15 protein-coding genes and 1 pseudogene are annotated in these 15,118 nt (G+C 69.7%); 7 read left to right on the top strand and 9 right to left on the bottom strand.

Features of this window, described 5'->3' with window-relative positions; genetic code table 11:
* Nucleotides 1-406: 406 nt before the first annotated feature.
* On the bottom strand, nt 407-1,591 hold the full coding sequence (locus LIV37_RS02195) for an RNA-guided endonuclease InsQ/TnpB family protein (protein WP_020865465.1): 1,185 nt from the start codon (nt 1,589-1,591) through the stop codon (nt 407-409).
* Nucleotides 1,592-1,757: 166 nt separating this feature from the next.
* Between LIV37_RS02195 and LIV37_RS02200 the strand changes: the two genes are divergently transcribed.
* The 4 genes and pseudogenes from LIV37_RS02200 to LIV37_RS02215 all read left to right on the top strand — a co-directional run.
* Nucleotides 1,758-2,666 carry a class I SAM-dependent methyltransferase gene (locus LIV37_RS02200; RefSeq protein ID WP_020865466.1) on the top strand — a complete coding sequence of 303 codons (909 nt, stop codon included), beginning with the start codon at nt 1,758-1,760 and terminating at the stop codon, nt 2,664-2,666.
* Between the two features lie 54 nt (nt 2,667-2,720).
* Nucleotides 2,721-3,836, top strand: a complete 1,116-nt coding sequence (locus LIV37_RS02205) for an AI-2E family transporter (RefSeq protein ID WP_020865467.1) — start codon at nt 2,721-2,723, stop codon at nt 3,834-3,836.
* A 75-nt stretch (nt 3,837-3,911) separates the two neighbouring features.
* Nucleotides 3,912-4,151 (top strand): DUF6411 family protein, encoded by a 240-nt coding sequence (locus tag LIV37_RS02210; RefSeq protein WP_020865468.1) that lies wholly within the window; start codon nt 3,912-3,914, stop codon nt 4,149-4,151.
* A gap of 36 nt (nt 4,152-4,187) precedes the next feature.
* Nucleotides 4,188-4,511, top strand: a pseudogene (locus tag LIV37_RS02215) (transposase); the annotation flags it as partial.
* A 15-nt stretch (nt 4,512-4,526) separates the two neighbouring features.
* On the opposite strand, the gene LIV37_RS02220 reads toward LIV37_RS02215, so the two are convergent.
* From LIV37_RS02220 to LIV37_RS02240, 5 genes are all read right to left on the bottom strand, one after another.
* Nucleotides 4,527-5,159, bottom strand: coding sequence for a DUF4352 domain-containing protein (locus LIV37_RS02220; RefSeq protein ID WP_020865470.1), 633 nt, complete (start codon nt 5,157-5,159; stop codon nt 4,527-4,529).
* 54 nt (nt 5,160-5,213) lie between these two features.
* Complete coding sequence (locus LIV37_RS02225; protein WP_276063709.1) at nt 5,214-5,609, bottom strand: transposase; 396 nt, start codon at nt 5,607-5,609, stop codon at nt 5,214-5,216.
* A 104-nt stretch (nt 5,610-5,713) separates the two neighbouring features.
* A complete protein-coding gene (locus LIV37_RS02230; protein ID WP_020865472.1) occupies nt 5,714-6,964 on the bottom strand; it encodes an MFS transporter in 1,251 nt (416 codons plus the stop codon).
* Between the two features lie 129 nt (nt 6,965-7,093).
* Entirely contained in the window at nt 7,094-8,242 is a 1,149-nt protein-coding gene (locus tag LIV37_RS02235; protein WP_121826281.1) for a serine hydrolase domain-containing protein, read from the bottom strand.
* Between the two features lie 410 nt (nt 8,243-8,652).
* Nucleotides 8,653-9,366 (bottom strand): GNAT family N-acetyltransferase, encoded by a 714-nt coding sequence (locus tag LIV37_RS02240; protein WP_020865474.1) that lies wholly within the window; start codon nt 9,364-9,366, stop codon nt 8,653-8,655.
* Between the two features lie 328 nt (nt 9,367-9,694).
* Here LIV37_RS02240 and LIV37_RS02245 point away from each other — a divergent pair, with 328 nt between their 5' ends.
* The 3 genes from LIV37_RS02245 (at nt 9,695) to LIV37_RS02255 (ending at nt 12,405) form a co-directional block, all read left to right on the top strand.
* Nucleotides 9,695-10,828: an FAD-dependent oxidoreductase gene (locus LIV37_RS02245; RefSeq protein ID WP_020865475.1), complete on the top strand. Its 1,134-nt coding sequence runs from the start codon at nt 9,695-9,697 to the stop codon at nt 10,826-10,828.
* 103 nt (nt 10,829-10,931) lie between these two features.
* Nucleotides 10,932-11,486: an AAA family ATPase gene (locus LIV37_RS02250; protein ID WP_020865476.1), complete on the top strand. Its 555-nt coding sequence runs from the start codon at nt 10,932-10,934 to the stop codon at nt 11,484-11,486.
* 82 nt (nt 11,487-11,568) lie between these two features.
* Entirely contained in the window at nt 11,569-12,405 is an 837-nt protein-coding gene (locus tag LIV37_RS02255) for an inositol monophosphatase family protein (RefSeq protein WP_121826280.1), read from the top strand.
* Here the strand turns inward: LIV37_RS02255 and LIV37_RS02260 are convergent.
* From LIV37_RS02260 to LIV37_RS02270, 3 genes are read right to left on the bottom strand one after another with little or no spacing between them, the layout of a single operon-like run.
* On the bottom strand, nt 12,366-13,043 hold the full coding sequence (locus tag LIV37_RS02260) for a response regulator (protein WP_020865478.1): 678 nt from the start codon (nt 13,041-13,043) through the stop codon (nt 12,366-12,368). The two genes, LIV37_RS02255 and LIV37_RS02260, sit on opposite strands and share 40 nt — an antisense overlap.
* Nucleotides 13,040-14,332 (bottom strand): sensor histidine kinase, encoded by a 1,293-nt coding sequence (locus LIV37_RS02265; protein WP_121825906.1) that lies wholly within the window; start codon nt 14,330-14,332, stop codon nt 13,040-13,042. Before LIV37_RS02265 ends, LIV37_RS02260 begins: the two co-directional genes overlap by 4 nt.
* Nucleotides 14,333-14,352: 20 nt before the next feature.
* Nucleotides 14,353-15,087, bottom strand: coding sequence for a hypothetical protein (locus LIV37_RS02270; RefSeq protein ID WP_121825905.1), 735 nt, complete (start codon nt 15,085-15,087; stop codon nt 14,353-14,355).
* Between the last annotated feature and the right edge of the window lie 31 nt (nt 15,088-15,118).

Genomic DNA, 15,118 nt, shown 5'->3' on the forward strand with positions numbered 1-15,118 from the left:
GTACTATGACCTCTGCTGACTTCTGCCCGGCAAATCAGCGGGATTGCTCCCGACGATCGTCACGATCTCCGCCATCACACGGTTACAGGTGACACCCGGACAGATCTCCCCGAATAAAGACGACAACTTTCCCCGGATGCCCGCCGCATATACCCCGCGCCATTCTTGGTGAGAACGGGCATCGACGTCATCAGCCGCCTTACCCTGGACACGTGGCCTCCAATGCGATTCTTGTACATCGGTACCCGGTTTTGCCTTCGGCTTCCTTCCCACCCCTCCTCACGGAGACGCAGTTGCCGTTCGGCTATCGAGTTAGTCTCACCTCTGCTCGTAGGGACTTTCACCCATAAGCTGCCGCCCGCGTCGGGCGTACTGACTTCCTCCCCCGCCTGAAGGAGGGGGACTCCTACGGCTCGCGCCGTAGAGGTTTCTGCTTCATCGCCGACTGCCCCATCCGGGAGGACTCCCGTTGAGGTCTCACACCAGCTCCCCAGACAGACACCGCCGGCCCGGCGGCCAGAAGGTTCTTCGCGGCGTTCACATCACGGTCGTGGACCATTCCGCAGTCGCACGTCCAGGTGCGGACGTTGAGCGGCAGCTTCCCGGCGAGGGTGCCGCAGTGGGAGCACAGTTTGGAGGAGGGGAAGAAGCGGTCAACCGCGATCACTTCCCGCCCGTACCACTGCGCCTTGTGCTCCAGCGTGCTCCGGAACTTCGTCCACGCGGCGTCGCTGATGGCGCGGGCCAGACCCCGGTTCTTGACCATGTTGCGGACGGTCAGGTCCTCGCTCACGAGCGTTTGGTTCTCGCGCACGAGTCGAGTGGTCAGCTTCTGCAGGTGGTCGCACCGGCGGTCGGTGATCCTGGCGTGGATCTTGGCGACCCTGCGGCGGGCCTTGGCCCGGTTCGCGCCGTCGCCCCGGGCCTTCTTCGCCAGGCGCCGCTGCGCGAGCGAGAGACGCCGGCGGTCGCGGCGCTCGTGCCGGGCGTTGGCGATCTTCTCGCCGGTGGACAGGGTGAGCAGGTGGCCGAGGCCGACACCGATACCGACCGCGTTCTCGTTGCCGGGCAGTGGCTGGACGAACGGGTCCTCGACGAGGAGGGACACAAACCAGCGTCCGGCCGGGTCCTGCGACACCGTCACCCTGGACGGCTTCGCGCTCTCCGGCAGGGGGCGGGACCACACGATGTCCAACGGTTCCGTCACCTTGGCGAGGGTCAGCTTCCCGTCGCGGAAGCGAAACGCACTGGTGGTGTACTCCGCGCTCTTGCGGGAGCTCTTCCGCGACTTGAACCGCGGGTACTTCGCCCGCTTGCCGAAGAAGTTCGTGAACGCGGCTTGCAGGTGCCGGAGCGCCTGCTGGAGGGGAACCGAGGACACCTCGTTGAGGTAGGCCAGCTCTTCGGTCTTCTTCCACTGTGTCAGCAGAGCCGACGTCTGGTTGTAGTTGACCCGCTCCTGTCGCGCCCATGCCTCCGTACGGGCCGCGAGCGCCATGTTGTAGACCTTCCGCACGCACCCGAACGTGCGCGACAGCTCGGCCACCTGCGCATCGGTCGGATAGAAGCGGTACCGATACGCTCGCTTCACGTTAGTGTCACAACTCACAAACTAGCAGATCAGCTTGTGACTCCTTGCGGGTTCGTGTGAGCGGGCGCCGGTCCGCCCTGACGGCGAACCGGCAATCCCCGCCCCGCTACGCAGGAGTCCGCTTCCTCCCCGACCTGAAGGCCGGGGTATCCACGGAGGAATCACGATGACCGACACAGCGCATCACAACACCGGTGTGGAAGGCGTGGAAGGGGGTGTCGGCCTGACCGCTCTCATGGTCGCCGCGGCCCGGGCGATCGAGACCCACCGCCACGACAGCCTGGCACAGGACATCTACGCAGAGCACTTCGTGCACGCCGCACCGGCCGCCGCGGACTGGCCGGTGCGCATGCACCAGGTCGCGGACGGGGACGCGAATCCGCTGTGGGGGCGCTTCGCCCGCTACTTCGGTCTGCGAACGAGGGTCCTCGACGACTTCCTCCTCCAGTCGGTGCGCACGGCGGGAGCCCGCCAAGTGGTCCTGCTCGGGGCCGGGTTGGATGCACGGGCGTTCCGGCTCGACTGGCCTCCCGGCTGTGTGATCTTCGAGATCGACAGGGAAGGCGTGCTGGAGTTCAAGCACAAGGTACTCGGCGGACTGCCGACCACCCCGAAAGCAGCCCGCGTACCGATCCCCGTCGACCTGCGCGCCGACTGGGCAGCGGCGCTGACCGACGCGGGCTTCGACCCGGCCGCACCAAGCGCCTGGCTGGCCGAAGGGCTGCTGTTCTACCTGCCCAACACCGCCGAGACGGACCTCATCCACACGGTGGACCGGCTGAGCGCAGAGGGAAGCACGCTGGCGTTCGAGGTCAAACTCGACAAAGACCTGCTCGAATACCGCGACAGCCCCCTGTACACCGCGACGAAACACCAGATCGGCATCGACCTGCTCAATCTCTTCAGCCGGGAGCCGCGACCCGACTCCGCGGGCGATCTCAGGGGCAAGGGCTGGACCACGGTCGTCCGGACCCCCTTCGGCTACACCCGCCAACACGGGCGCGGCCCACGCCCCGAACAGAACGACGCACTAGCGGGCAACCGATGGGTATTCGCCCATAAACCCCGCCCCTGACGCCACCGTCCAGGAGCAGCGATAGCACGGCACGAACGGGGTACCGGTGGGCCCATGCCTGCCACGCTGAATCCGACGAGAACCCGCGCCGCACTCCGCCTGTCAGCGCGGATCTCCCTTGAGCTGCTTCTGATCCTCGCCATGGCGGCGGTGGTCCTGTGGGCCCTGGGCCGGATGTGGCCGGTCCTCTGGCCACTTGTCCTCGGCCTGCTCCTCACGACCCTGACCTGGCCCCCGGCCCGCTTTCTGCGCGGGCGCGGGTGGCCTCCCGCGCTGGCCGCCTCGGTCGTGACCGTGCTGTTCCTCCTGGCCGCCACGGGCATCGTGGCGCTGATCGCCGTACCGGTGGCCGCCCAGTCCGGCGAACTGACCGACGGTGTCACCGAAGGCATCCACCAGGTACGTCAATGGGCCGCCAGACCACCGCTGAACATCGGCGACGCCCAGATCGCAAAGGCCTCCGACACCGCGGCCGCCCGGCTCCAGAGCAGCACCGGCAGCATCGTCACCACGCTCGTCACCGGGGTGAGCACCGTGGTCGACGGCCTGATGACCACCGTCCTGGCGCTGCTGCTGATGTTCTTCTTCCTCAAGGACGGCCCGCGGTTCCTGCCGTGGCTCGCCCGCCAGCTGCCCGGCCGGCTCGCCACCGACATCCCCGTCGTGGCCGCACGTGGCTGGGACACCCTCGGCGCCTTCGTGCGCTCCCAGGCGCTGGTCGGCCTGCTCGACGCCATCCTCATCGGGCTCGGCCTGTGGTCCTTGGGAGTACCACTGGTACTGCCGCTGGCGGTCCTGACCTTCATCTCCGCGTTCGTCCCCATCGTGGGGGCCCTGTTCGCGGGCGCGGTCGCGGTGCTCATCGCGCTGGTGTCCAACGGCCTCACCGACGCGCTGATCGCGCTGGCCATCATCGTCGTGGTGCAGCAGCTGGAGGGCAATGTGTTCCAGCCCATGATCCAAAGCCGCGGCCTCGGTCTCCACGCCGCAGTCATCCTGCTGGCGGTCACGCTGGGCAGCAGCCTCGCCGGAATCGTGGGCAGTCTGCTGGCCGTACCGGTCGCCGCACTGACCGCAGTGATCTGGAACTACCTGCGTGAACAACTCAGCCACCCGCCGGATGAACCAGATGACGACGATCAGCGCTCCGACGGCACGGTCACGTCGTGACCCTCGGCCGCAGCGGCATGCAGCCGGGCCCGCGGGGTACCCGGTGGAAACACCTCACACTGGGAGTACTTCGCCATGATTTTCGGCATTGTTGGCATCTGTGTCGTTCTGGCCGTGCTGGCCTTCCTGGTCCCACGCCTGTCCCGGCACCCTGAACGCGGCACCCAACGCACCCTGGGCGCCGGATCACGCGCCGGTGGCAAGGCCCCCGGCCTCCTGGGACGGATCCTCAGCAAACCCTTCCGCAGCAGTTCCAAGGCAGTCGGCCGCAGCGGCTCCGCCGGGCGGCGCGCCCGAGGCCACATGCCGTTCTGAACTCCGACTCGGCATCCGGCGGCTAGGTGTATTGATGGCCGGCCGCGCACCAGACCGGACGTGGTCCTGGCGGACAGGGCATATTCGTCCCGCGCGATCCGCGAGCACCTGCGCCGCCGCGGCATCCGGGCCGTGATCCCCGTTCCGGCGGACCAACGCGGCCACCGACTGCGGCGCGGCAGCCGAGGCGGCAGGCCACCGGCCTTCGACCGCGAGACCTACAAGCAGCGCAACACCGTCGAGCGGTGCATCAACCGCCTGAAGCAGTGGCGAGGCATCGCCACCCGCTACGAAAAGACAGCCACCATCTACCTGGCCGGACTCCACATCGCGGGCATCTTTCTCTGGTCCGCCCGATGATCCAAACGAAACCGCCTAGCCGAGGGTCCACTTGCCCGTGCGCTCGGGGTCCGGCCCGACCTTTTCCATCAGGTACGTCACGGACGTGATCTTCGCGTCCTTCGGCACCTCGAAGACGATCCAGCCGGTGACCCGCTCGCCCGGCTTGATGATCATGTTGGGGCCCAGGGAGTCACCGACGGTGGGGGTGCCGGCCTTGCCCTGATATCCCTGCCCGTTCGCGTCGAAGACGTTCGCCTCCGCATACCCGGAGTCTTGGTAGGTGCCGGTGCCGGTCTCGACGATGGTGAACTTGGCGGCCACGAGGCGGTTCCCGGCGGCAGGCTCGAGTACGCCGATCGCCGACTTGGCGTGGTTCTCGAACTTCTCCAGCGTGAAGTCGGCCCCGATCGTACCCGTGCCGTTCAGGCTGCCTTCCATCCCCACCAGCTTCAGGGTGTCGCCGAGCTTGCCGACCGGCGCCTGCGTGCTGCCGACGGTGGCGCCGGGCGACTGCTCGCCGGCCGGCTGGGCGGTGCTGCTGGAGCCGGCGCCCTTCGTGGGCCCCGTGGGCCCGGCCTTGTCGCTGCTCCCGTCCGAACCCCCGCATGCCACAAGGGTGGCGGTGAGCGTGACGACTGCGGCGGCAGCCGCGATGGAACGGCGCATGGAATCCCCCCGTACATTCCCGCTGGACCAGATGAGTATGACGACTGATCCAGGTCAGTGTGTCGATGCCTGGAATCCTTGTACAGATCGGTGGCGCAGGGAACGGCCGTTGTGTAACCGAACTGCACCAGGGTCCGTCTTCAAACGGATCTTGCCCAGAGCAGGAAAGACGCGAGGGTGACCGCTGCTTCGTAGGGTGGCGGTCTTCTCGTATCTCGTGGCGATGCCGCGGAAGCCTTTGAGGAGGTCCTCATCGGTGTCGGCCTGGGCCATCAGAGCGGTGAACACCCGCTCCCACGTGCCGTCCACGGCCCACATCCGCAGCCGGTTGTAGACGCCCCGCCAGTTGCCGTACTTCTCCGGCAGGCGCACCCACCGCTTTCCCGTCTGGAACTCGAAGGCGGTCGCGTCGATCACCTCCCGGTGATCCCTCCAGCGACCTCCCCGCATCGGCTACCGGTCCGGGAGCAACGGCTCGATCCATGACTACTGCGCATCAGCCAACGACACATCAGACCAACGATCCGATGATCCGATGATCCGAACGACACGCCCTAGCTCTCGACCCGTTTCAGGCCGCGCACGGCCGGGATGGCCAGCAGCAGGGCGCAGGCGACGAGCGCCATCGACGCTGACACGCACAGCAGCGGCGCCGTCCCCGCGACGACCGCGAGCGGCCCCGCCAGCGCCTGCCCGACTGGCTTCATCACCAGCGAGCCGGCCGCGTCGTACGCGTGCACCCTGCCGAGAACGTCCTGCGGGATGTTCGTCTGCACGCTCGTGTGGAACATGACGATCCAGAACGCCATGCCCACACCGCTCACGCCGTAGCACCCGGCGATGAGCGGTGCGGGGAGGCCGAGAGCGACCCCCAACGGCATGAGCGTCCAAAGGATCATGGAGAGGGCGCCGGCCCGGAGCGGATACCGCGGGCGGAACCTGATCGCGACGATCCCGCCCAGCACACTTCCCGCCCCGAGGGACGACATGACCAAGCCGAACGTCGATGTTCCGTAGTCGGTGACGAGCGTGCTGTTGCCGAGGGTCATGGTGGGGCCCGCGCCGGCCAGCTGCCAGAGCATGAAGACGACGATGACGCTCCACAGCCAGGTCCGGGCCCGGAACTCCCGCCATCCCTCGACGAGATCGGCGCGGAACGACGAGTCGACGTCCCGCGCGGCCGGGCCCATCGGGACCGAGCGGAGCAGGAGTAGGCAGGCGCCGCTGACCCCATAGGTCAAGGCGTCGAGGGCGACCACCGTCGCCGGTGAGGAGACCGCCAGCAGCAGGCCGGCCAGTGACGGGCCGATCACGGCGGTGATGGACTCCGAGATGCGGAGGGTGGCGTTGGCCTTCTGTACGTCCTGGGCTATGCGCGGGGTGATGCTGGCGACTCCCGGCTGGAAGATCGCGCTGCCCGCCCCGATCAGGGCCAGCAGCACCAGGATCTGCCACAGCTGCGGCGTACCCAGCAGGAACAGCAGCGCGAGTACCGCCTGAGAGCACAGCCGAGCCGTGTCCGAGACGACCATCAGCCGTCGGGCGCCGAAGCGGTCGGACAGCACCCCGCCAAAGATGATCAGTGCTGCGAACGGCGCTACGAGCGCGGCGAGCGCATAGCCCACCCCGCTCGCCCCGTATCCCGCCCGGATCACGGCGGCCGTGATCGCGACGGGGAGCATCGCGTCGCCCAGCAGAGAGGTGGTGCGGGCGGTGAAGAAGAGCCGGAAGTCCGCCGTCCACAGCGACGGATCAGACGAGGTCTCCTCGACTTGCAGGTCACGGGCTGTGTCCGAGCCAGCCACCGCACACCGCCCCACGTATGCCGTTGATCCCGACCAGAGCGACAGTGTTGTGCCTCGGCCGTCCTCAGTCAACGGAATATCTTCGACAGGCTCAGTACGTACGCGCGTTGGAAGAGACCGCACGGCCGCCTAGGAGCGGGTCCGGCACAGTTCCCGGTCGACGAGTGTGGTCATGGCCTGCTGGGTGTCCTGGCCGCCGTCACTGGTGACGTACACCACGGCGGTGCGGGTCCCGTCTCGGGTGGCGCCACCCCAGGCGTGGTAGCCGAGCAGTTCGCCCAGGTGCCCGAAGTAGCTGCCGCCACAGGAGAGCGGAATCTCGCCCAGGCCGAGTCCGTACCTCACGCCCAGCTCGGGCGCGGGCTTGGTGGTCGTCATCTCGTCGAGCTGCGCCGGAGCCAGCAGACGGCCGCCGAGCAGCGCGGTGTAGAACCGGTTCAGATCGTGCGCTGTGCTGATGATCGACCCGGAACCCACGGCCATACTCGGATTGAGCGTGGTGACGTCGATGCTGGTGTCGGTGGAGAACGCGGCGTAGCCGTGGGCGTGCGGGCCCAGGATGGCCGGGAAGGTCCCGGGCGTGCTGGTGTCCCTCAGGCCCAGCGGGCGGATGATCCGGTCGTTCACCTCCTGTGCCCAGCTCCGCCCTGTGACCTCGTGGATGATCATCGCGGCGAGAATGTAGTTGGTGTTGGAGTACGACCAGTCGGTGCCCGGCGGGAAGTTGGGAGGGTGCCGCATCGCCAGCCTCACCAACTTCTCGGCGGTGTAGGTGCGGAACCGCTCGGCTCGATAGCCGTCCGCGCTGTTCAACGCGGGTATGTCCGGCTTGACGTCAGGGATGCCGCTGGTGTGCTGCAGCAGCTGCCGCACGGTGATCCGGCCGCCGTCGTTGCCGTTGCCCCGGACCACTCCCGGCAGCCACTGCTCGACGGTGTCCTCCAGGGACATTCGCCCCTCACCGACGAGTTGCAGCACGACCGTGGCGGTGAAGGTCTTGGTGGTGCTGCCGATCCGGAACCTGCCGTTCTGCGGCATCGGCCTCCCGGTGCCCCTCTCGGCCGTCCCGGCGCGTGCGCTGTCACGTGTGTGCGGTGACGTCGCCTCGGCGAACACGCCGACGGCTCCGGTGTCGTGGATCGCGTCCACCTGCCGTTGGAGCGGATCGGCCTGCTGGGGCTTCGCCGACGCCGTCAGTCCGGTCGATGCGGCGAGGAGGACCGCGGCCAGGCCGGACAGGACAAGTGGGCCTCGCCGACGCGTTCCTGACACATGCATGGTGTCCCCGTTTCTGTTCAGGTCCGCCCGCGCGTTCAGGAAACGCCCAGGCTGTGGCGCGCGGCGGTTTCGCCCCCGGAGCCGGTGGTCGACGACCATCCCATCAGCGGAGAGCGGATCGGCCCATCCGGCCAACCCCCTGACATGCCGACGCGCTGCCCTCAGGGCGCTGCCTGGGGCTACCCCCAGGTACCTGTCAGACCCCGCACCGGCCCAGCGGCGTCAGGATCGAGTCCGACGCGAAAGGCGACTGCCGACGAGCGCGCGACGGCCGTCGACCGAGGCGCCTCGCGGAGGTGCGGACCGGCGCGTGGCCGTCCCGGGCACCGGGTGAGTGCGGTTGCCGAGCGCTCAGGGCCGTATTGCCCGGCGCCGCCGACACGGTGTACGCGATCCGGGTGGCGGTGGCGTCAGGGAGTGCGGAATCCGCGAAAGGTCACGTGCTTCCGGCTCGCGAAGCCGAGCCGTTCGTAGAGCCCGAGCGCGCCGGTGTTCGCCTCGGCCACATGCAGGAAGGGGCGTTCGTTCCGAGCCAGGATGCGGCCGACGAGGGCACTGATCAGTCGGGCGGCATGGCCTCGCCCGCGTGCCTCGGGGGCCGTGCAGACGGCGCTGATCTCGGTCCATCCCGGGGGCCGGAGCCGTTCGCCCGCCATGGCCACCAGTCTGCCGCCCTCCCGGATGCCGAGGTAGGTGCCGAGTTCGACGGTGCGCGGCCAGAACGGTCCCGGTTGGGTCCGTGCGACCAGGTCGAGCATCTGGGGCACATCGGCCGCGCCCAGTTCGGCCACGTCGGTGCCGTTCGCCGAAGCAGGCTGGTCGGGGCGGCCGCCGCCGGGCCAGATCAGCTGCCGGCCTTCGAGGACGAAAACCTGCTCCCAGTCCGGCGGAGGGGACGCCTGGCAGCTGAACATGTCGGCGAACGCGTCCCGTCCGAGGAGCCGTGCGAGACCGGCCCAGTCCGCCGCGTCCGCGTCGGCCGGTACCGCCGAGAAGGTCGCGACTCCCGGCAGGTAGGTGGCGGCCCGGCCGAGTCGGCGCCCAAGGCCCGCGTGGCGGCCGCGCAGCGACTCGCCCACCGGGTCGTCGAGTGCCGCGGTGTCACCGCTGTCACCGCTCGTCATCGTGATGTGCCTTTCCCCCTGCGCGCGGTCGGCCGAGCGGCGCGAGACCGCCCGGCGCGTTTCCCCGTCCGGATTCCTGCCGACGCGTCCGGTAGTGGCGCCGGGCTGATGGAACCATAACCGCCCCCGGCCCATCGCTTCGCGAGAGGGCCGGACGCCCTCCCGGTCAGTGCCTTGAGCTGGGTGATCGGACGGAAGAGCCACGGTGTCGGTCACACATCGGTGGCTGTCGGTCCGTTGTCGGTGGTCGGTCGGCGAGGCCTGGAACCTTTCCAAAGAGATCCTGCCGGGCGCCCATCCGGCAGGCGTACGACAGCAAGGGACCACCATGACCACTGACGTCACGATCATCGGTGCCGGACTCGGCGGGCTCACGCTCGCCCGCGTCCTGCACGTCCACGGCATCCCGGCCACCGTGTACGAGGCGGAGGCCTCCCCGGCGGCGCGCACACAGGGCGGGATGCTCGACATCCACGAGGACAGCGGGCAGCCGGCTCTCGAGGCGGCCGGTCTGGTGGACGAGTTCCGCGGCCTCGTCCTGGAGGGTCGCCAGGCGATACGGGTCCTCGACCGGGACGGGACCGTCCTGTTCGACAAGGCCGACGACGGTACGGGTGGCAACCCCGAGGTGCTGCGCGGCGAGTTGCGGCAGACGCTCCTCGACTCGCTCCCGGCGAACACCGTCCGGTGGGGGCACAAGGTCAGTGGGACCCGTGCCCTCGGCGAGGGCCGCCACGAGGTGACGTTCGCCGACGGCGGCACCGTCACCACCGGCCTGCTGGTCGGCGCGGACGGCGCGTGGTCACGGGTCCGGCCGCTGCTGTCCGGCGCCACCCCCGAGTACATCGGCATGTCGGCCGTCGAAACCTACCTGTTCGACGCCGACACCCGCCACCCGGCCGGCGCGAAAGCGGTCGGCGGCGGGTCGCTGTTCGCGCTCGCGCCGGGCAAGGGATTCCTGGCTCACCGGGAGAAGGACGGCACCCTGCACACCTATGTGATGCTCGCCCGGCCACGGGACTGGTTCGCGGACATCGACTTCACCGATTCCGCCGTGGCCACCGCACGGATCGCGCGGGAGTTCACCGGCTGGGCACCGGAGCTCACCGCGCTGATCACCGACGGCGACACCGTCCCGGTGCCGCGCCCCCTCTTCGCCCTGCCCGTCGAGCACTGGTGGGAGCGGATGCCGGGGGTGACGCTGCTCGGCGACGCCGCCCACCTCTCGCTCCCCAACGGCGAGGGCGCCAACCTGGCCATGTACGACGCCTCAGAACTCGGCAAGGCCCTCGCCGCACACCCCGACGACGTCGCGACCGCGCTCACCGGATACGAGCAGGCCATGTTCCCCCGCAGCGCTGCGGCCGCCACCGAAGGCAGCTACGTCCACGAGTTGTTCTACGGCGACGACGCACCTCACGGCCTGATCAGCATGTTCACCGGAGGCGAGCAGACCCCATGAGCCGCCGGCTCCCGCACTCACCTCGAAACGACTCCCGCACCGAGATACACGGCCAACCGATATCGGATCGCCTCAGACGGATCTGAGCTGGCAGGCTGCCTCCATGGATCACGCGGAAGTACTGCTCATCGGAGGGCGGGCCGGAGTCGGCAAGACGACAGTGGGGTGGGAGGTATCGGCCGTACTGCGGGCCGCGGCCGTCTCGCACGCGGTCATCGACGGCGACTTCATGGGGCAGGTCCATCCGGCCCCGGAGGGAGATCCCCACTGCTCGGAAGTCGCCGAAAGCAATCTGACGGCGGTGTGGGCGAACTACGCCCGACGTGGCTACCGCCGGCTGATCTACACCAACACCGTGAGCGTGCTGCCTGAGTCCACGGGAATGTTCGAGCGCGCCATGGGAACGGGGACACGGATCGTACGGGTTCTGCTCACCGCCTCCGATGCCACCGCCCGGGAGCGGCTGGTGCGCCGGGAACTCGGCTCGGAGCTGGAGCGGGAACTGAAGGCCAGTGCTCGCAAGGCACGGCTGCTGGACCAGCGGGCCACCGCGGAGACCGTACGGGTGGCGACGGACGGGCGTGCCGTCGTAGACATCGCGCGCGAGGTGGTGACCGCCACCGGCTGGGCCAAGCACCACTCGGCAAGCGGCCCATGACACCTCCTCGCCGCGAGCTTCCCCAGTGCTCCGGCCGGGAGGGTTCACCGGGCGGTGGTTCCGCCTCGGTAGCCTGCACGGCATGACCGACTCATACGCGAGTTCCGACGATGCCGCGGTCGCGGTAGCCGGGGTGCGGGCAGGCGCGGACGTGGTCCGCGGCATGTACGGCAAGCGGCTCAACCGCATCGACAAGGGCGCCGGGGACTTCGCCACCGCCGCCGATGTGGAGGCCGAGAAGGCGATCCTCGGCGTCATCCGTGCCGCTCGACCCGATGACGCGGTGCTCGGCGAGGAAGGCGGGCAGCAGGGCGCTGCCGACGCTGTGCGACAGTGGTTGGTGGATCCCCTGTGCGGCACGCTGAACTGCAGCGTCGGCAACATGCTGGTGGCCGTCAACGTGGCACTGCGCGATGGGGCGGCGGCGGTGGCCGACCCGTTCAGCGGCGAGGTCTTCTTCACTGACGGGGAGACCGCCTGGGTGCGGCGTGACGGGGCCGACGACGCGCTGCTGACGCCCACGTCCGCCACTCGATTGGTGGACGTCAACCTGGATCCGCCGTTCCCGAGTGCGCCCGCATTCCGGGCCGTGGATCTGCTGGCCCATCCTGAGTTCGTCGAACGTTTCCGGCCGCGCGTCGTGTCCACGACGCTGGCGCTGGCCTGGGTCGCCGTCGGCAAGCGCGCCGCGTATGTCACCGATGGCGGCGCCTTCTCCGGGAACGTGCATTTCGCGGCCGGCGTCGCCCTGTGCCGGGCGGCCGGCTGCGTTGTCACCGGGATCGACGGTGCTCCGATCGGCGAGGCAGGTCGTGGGCTTGTGGTCGCCGCCGACGAGGAGACCCACGGGCTGCTGATGTCGATGCTGCGCAGCGGAGTTCATGAGTCGGTGGTCGCCGTGACGAGCCCTGATTCGTAGGCGCTGATGACAAGTTGCGCACGATCGCGCGCTTCCAGCTTGCTCAGCAGCCGGCCGATGTGTGTCTTGACGGTGCCGTGGCTGAGGTGGAGGTATTCGGCGATGTCGGTGTTGGAGAGGCCGCGGGCCACCAGCAGCAGGACCTCTCGCTCGCGGTCCGTGAGGTTCTCCAACGAGGAGCCGGGAGCCGGGCACGCGTGGGGAAGGCGGGCGAACGCGGCGATCAGGCGCCGGGTCACCGAGGGTGCCAGGAGGGACTCTCCGGCGGCGACGGTGCGGATGCCGGCCAGCAGGCTCTCGGGCGAGGTGTCCTTCAGCAGGAACCCCGCTGCCCCGGCCCGCAGCGCCCCGTACACGTACTCATCGAGGTCGAAGGTGGTGAGGATGAGGATGCGTGTCTGTGCTGTCTCGGGTGACCGGGCGATGTGCCGCGTCGCCTCGATCCCGTCCATGCCGGGCATCCGGATGTCCATGAGCACCACGTCCGGGCGCAGCCGCCGGGTGCTCTCGACGGCTTCGGTGCCGGTTCCGGCCTCGCCCACCGTGGTCAGTCCGGGCGCGGTGTCGATGAGCACGCGGAAACTGCCCCGGAGCAGGGACTGGTCGTCGGCGACCAGGACCCGGATCGGTTCGGTCACGCGGTCGGCTCCCTTCGGTCGGATGCGGTGCCGTGCGCGGGTCCGGCCGGGAGCCGGACCGAGACGGCGAATCCACCGCCGGGCCGGGGCCCGGCCCGAAGTGTCCCCCCGTACATCATCACCCGTTCCCGCATCCCCACCAGTCCGTGCCCGCCCCTGAGGTCCGCCCGGCCGGACAGCGGCGCCCTCCCCGCTCCGTCGTCGGCCACTTCGATGTGCACCTGGCCGCGCGTGTCCGCGGTGACGGTGACCTCGCAGTGCGTTCCGTCGCCGGCGTGCTTGACGACGTTGGTCAGCGCCTCCTGGACGATGCGGTAGACGGTCAGTGCCGTCCCCGCGGGGAGGTCGGCCGCCAGCCGGGTGCGGAGCCCGGCGCGGATGCCCGCCCGCTCGGCGCGCCGGACCAGGGCGGGCAGGTCGTCCAGTCCGGGAGGAGGTGCCATCTGCGCCGCGTCGGCACCTGGTTTGTGCGGTCCGGCGTCGCCACCTGGTGTGTGCGGTGTGGCGGGGTCGCCTGGTGTGTGCGGTGTGGCGGGGTCGCCGCGCAGCATGCCCAGGGCGCGCCGCATCTCGGTCAGCGCCTCCCGGCCGGTGCGCTCGATCGCGCCGATGGCGTCCCGTGTCTCCTCGGGGCGTTCCTCGGCCACGTGGTTGGCGACCGACGCCTTGACGACGATCACGCTGAGGCTGTGGGAGACGATGTCGTGCAACTCCCGGGCGATGCACAGGCGTTCCTCGGCCAGCGCCTCCTCGGCCAGGCGCCGCTCGCGCCGCGCCGCCCGGGCCCGCCGCTGACGTACGGCACGGCCCGCGGCCCATGCGCCACCGGTCACCAGCCACACCAGCGCCACGGTTCCGGCCGCTTCCGGCCACGGGCCGGACGGGGTCAGCACCGCCTCCCCAATGATGACCGCGGCCGCCGAGACGGCCAGGGTCAGCGCCAGCGCCGCCTCGGTCCGGCGGGGCGGTACCAGGAGCGCCACCGCGTAGAGGGCCAGGGCGGTGGCGAGATAGGGGTCGCGGGTGATGTCGAGGAGTGTCGCCGCTGCCGTGGCGCCCAGCACCACCACGAGGGCGGGCAGGGGCCACAGCCGCCGGGCGGCCAGCGGTGCTCCCACACCAGCCGCCACCAGCCAGCCCACCCATACCGGGCCGGAGAACCGGGGCAGGCCGTCGGACCCGCCCTGCCCGGCCAGAGCCACATACGCGGCCGTCACCACACCCGCCACGCAGGCGTCGACTGCCAGCAGATGCGGCCCGGTCCGCGGGCGCCACCGCACAATGCGCACCGCACGACAATACCGGGCGCTCATCCCGCCTGCCCGAAGCAGAACATCGCGGTGCCCACCACACCCACCAGCACAAGTCTCCCGACGACCATGGCCGCCCGCGGAGTTGGCCCGGTGCGCCATGCGGCCACGCCCAGCGGTACGAGTGCCACGCACAGCCCGGCGGCAGCCGCGATCGACCACGCGGTGGTCCCCTTCAGCACCCCCAGCGGCATCGCCGACACCAGGCCCAGGGCCACCGCACGCAGGGGTCCGAGCACCCGCGCACGGTGGGCGCCGACGGCCAGCAGGATCCAGCCGCCCATGATGGCGGCGTTCAGCGCGCTGAAGACGTGGAAAGCGCCATAGGTCTCGCTCACGGTCCGGGCCGCCGACGCCGCGCCATCAGTGCTCACCAGTTGGAAGTCCGCGTGATCCACACCTGCGTGAAACGCCCGGGCGAACAGGCCCAGGACCGTGAGAACACCACCCCATACGGCCAGTTCCGGGAACCGCGCGCCGACTCTGGTGGCCAGGAGCGCCACTCCCGGCCAGAGCAGCACCCACCCCGCCGCGACAAGGCCGTACGAGGCGGTCATGAGATGCGGATGGCGCTCGTAGGCGCTCAGCTGCGCGGGGAAGAAGAAGCCGAAGCGCGCACGGAACAGCACACCGGTAAGCACCAGCAAGGGCCCGGCCACGAGGGATGCCGCGCCCACCCAGCGTCCCGGAAAGAGAGCCTGCGGCACGGCGGTTGACGGAGAAGTGACGGTCATGAGGCAACGATGTCGCCACCCATGCGCCACG

The sequence above is a fragment of the Streptomyces rapamycinicus NRRL 5491 genome (assembly GCF_024298965.1).
GTDB classification, from domain to species: Bacteria; Actinomycetota; Actinomycetes; order Streptomycetales; family Streptomycetaceae; genus Streptomyces; species Streptomyces rapamycinicus.

What these genes read in the sequence shown, in the direction of transcription:
- LIV37_RS02200 (WP_020865466.1), top strand. Translation starts at nt 1,758, where the DNA reads ATGACCGACACAGCGCATCACAACACCGGTGTGGAAGGCGTGGAAGGG.
- LIV37_RS02205 (WP_020865467.1), top strand. Translation starts at nt 2,721, where the DNA reads ATGCCTGCCACGCTGAATCCGACGAGAACCCGCGCCGCACTCCGCCTG.
- LIV37_RS02210 (WP_020865468.1), top strand. Translation starts at nt 3,912, where the DNA reads ATGATTTTCGGCATTGTTGGCATCTGTGTCGTTCTGGCCGTGCTGGCC.
- LIV37_RS02220 (WP_020865470.1), bottom strand. Translation starts at nt 5,159, where the DNA reads ATGCGCCGTTCCATCGCGGCTGCCGCCGCAGTCGTCACGCTCACCGCC.
- LIV37_RS02225 (WP_276063709.1), bottom strand. Translation starts at nt 5,609, where the DNA reads ATGCGGGGAGGTCGCTGGAGGGATCACCGGGAGGTGATCGACGCGACC.
- LIV37_RS02235 (WP_121826281.1), bottom strand. Translation starts at nt 8,242, where the DNA reads ATGCATGTGTCAGGAACGCGTCGGCGAGGCCCACTTGTCCTGTCCGGC.
- LIV37_RS02240 (WP_020865474.1), bottom strand. Translation starts at nt 9,366, where the DNA reads ATGACGAGCGGTGACAGCGGTGACACCGCGGCACTCGACGACCCGGTG.
- LIV37_RS02245 (WP_020865475.1), top strand. Translation starts at nt 9,695, where the DNA reads ATGACCACTGACGTCACGATCATCGGTGCCGGACTCGGCGGGCTCACG.
- LIV37_RS02250 (WP_020865476.1), top strand. Translation starts at nt 10,932, where the DNA reads ATGGATCACGCGGAAGTACTGCTCATCGGAGGGCGGGCCGGAGTCGGC.
- LIV37_RS02255 (WP_121826280.1), top strand. Translation starts at nt 11,569, where the DNA reads ATGACCGACTCATACGCGAGTTCCGACGATGCCGCGGTCGCGGTAGCC.
- LIV37_RS02270 (WP_121825905.1), bottom strand. Translation starts at nt 15,087, where the DNA reads ATGACCGTCACTTCTCCGTCAACCGCCGTGCCGCAGGCTCTCTTTCCG.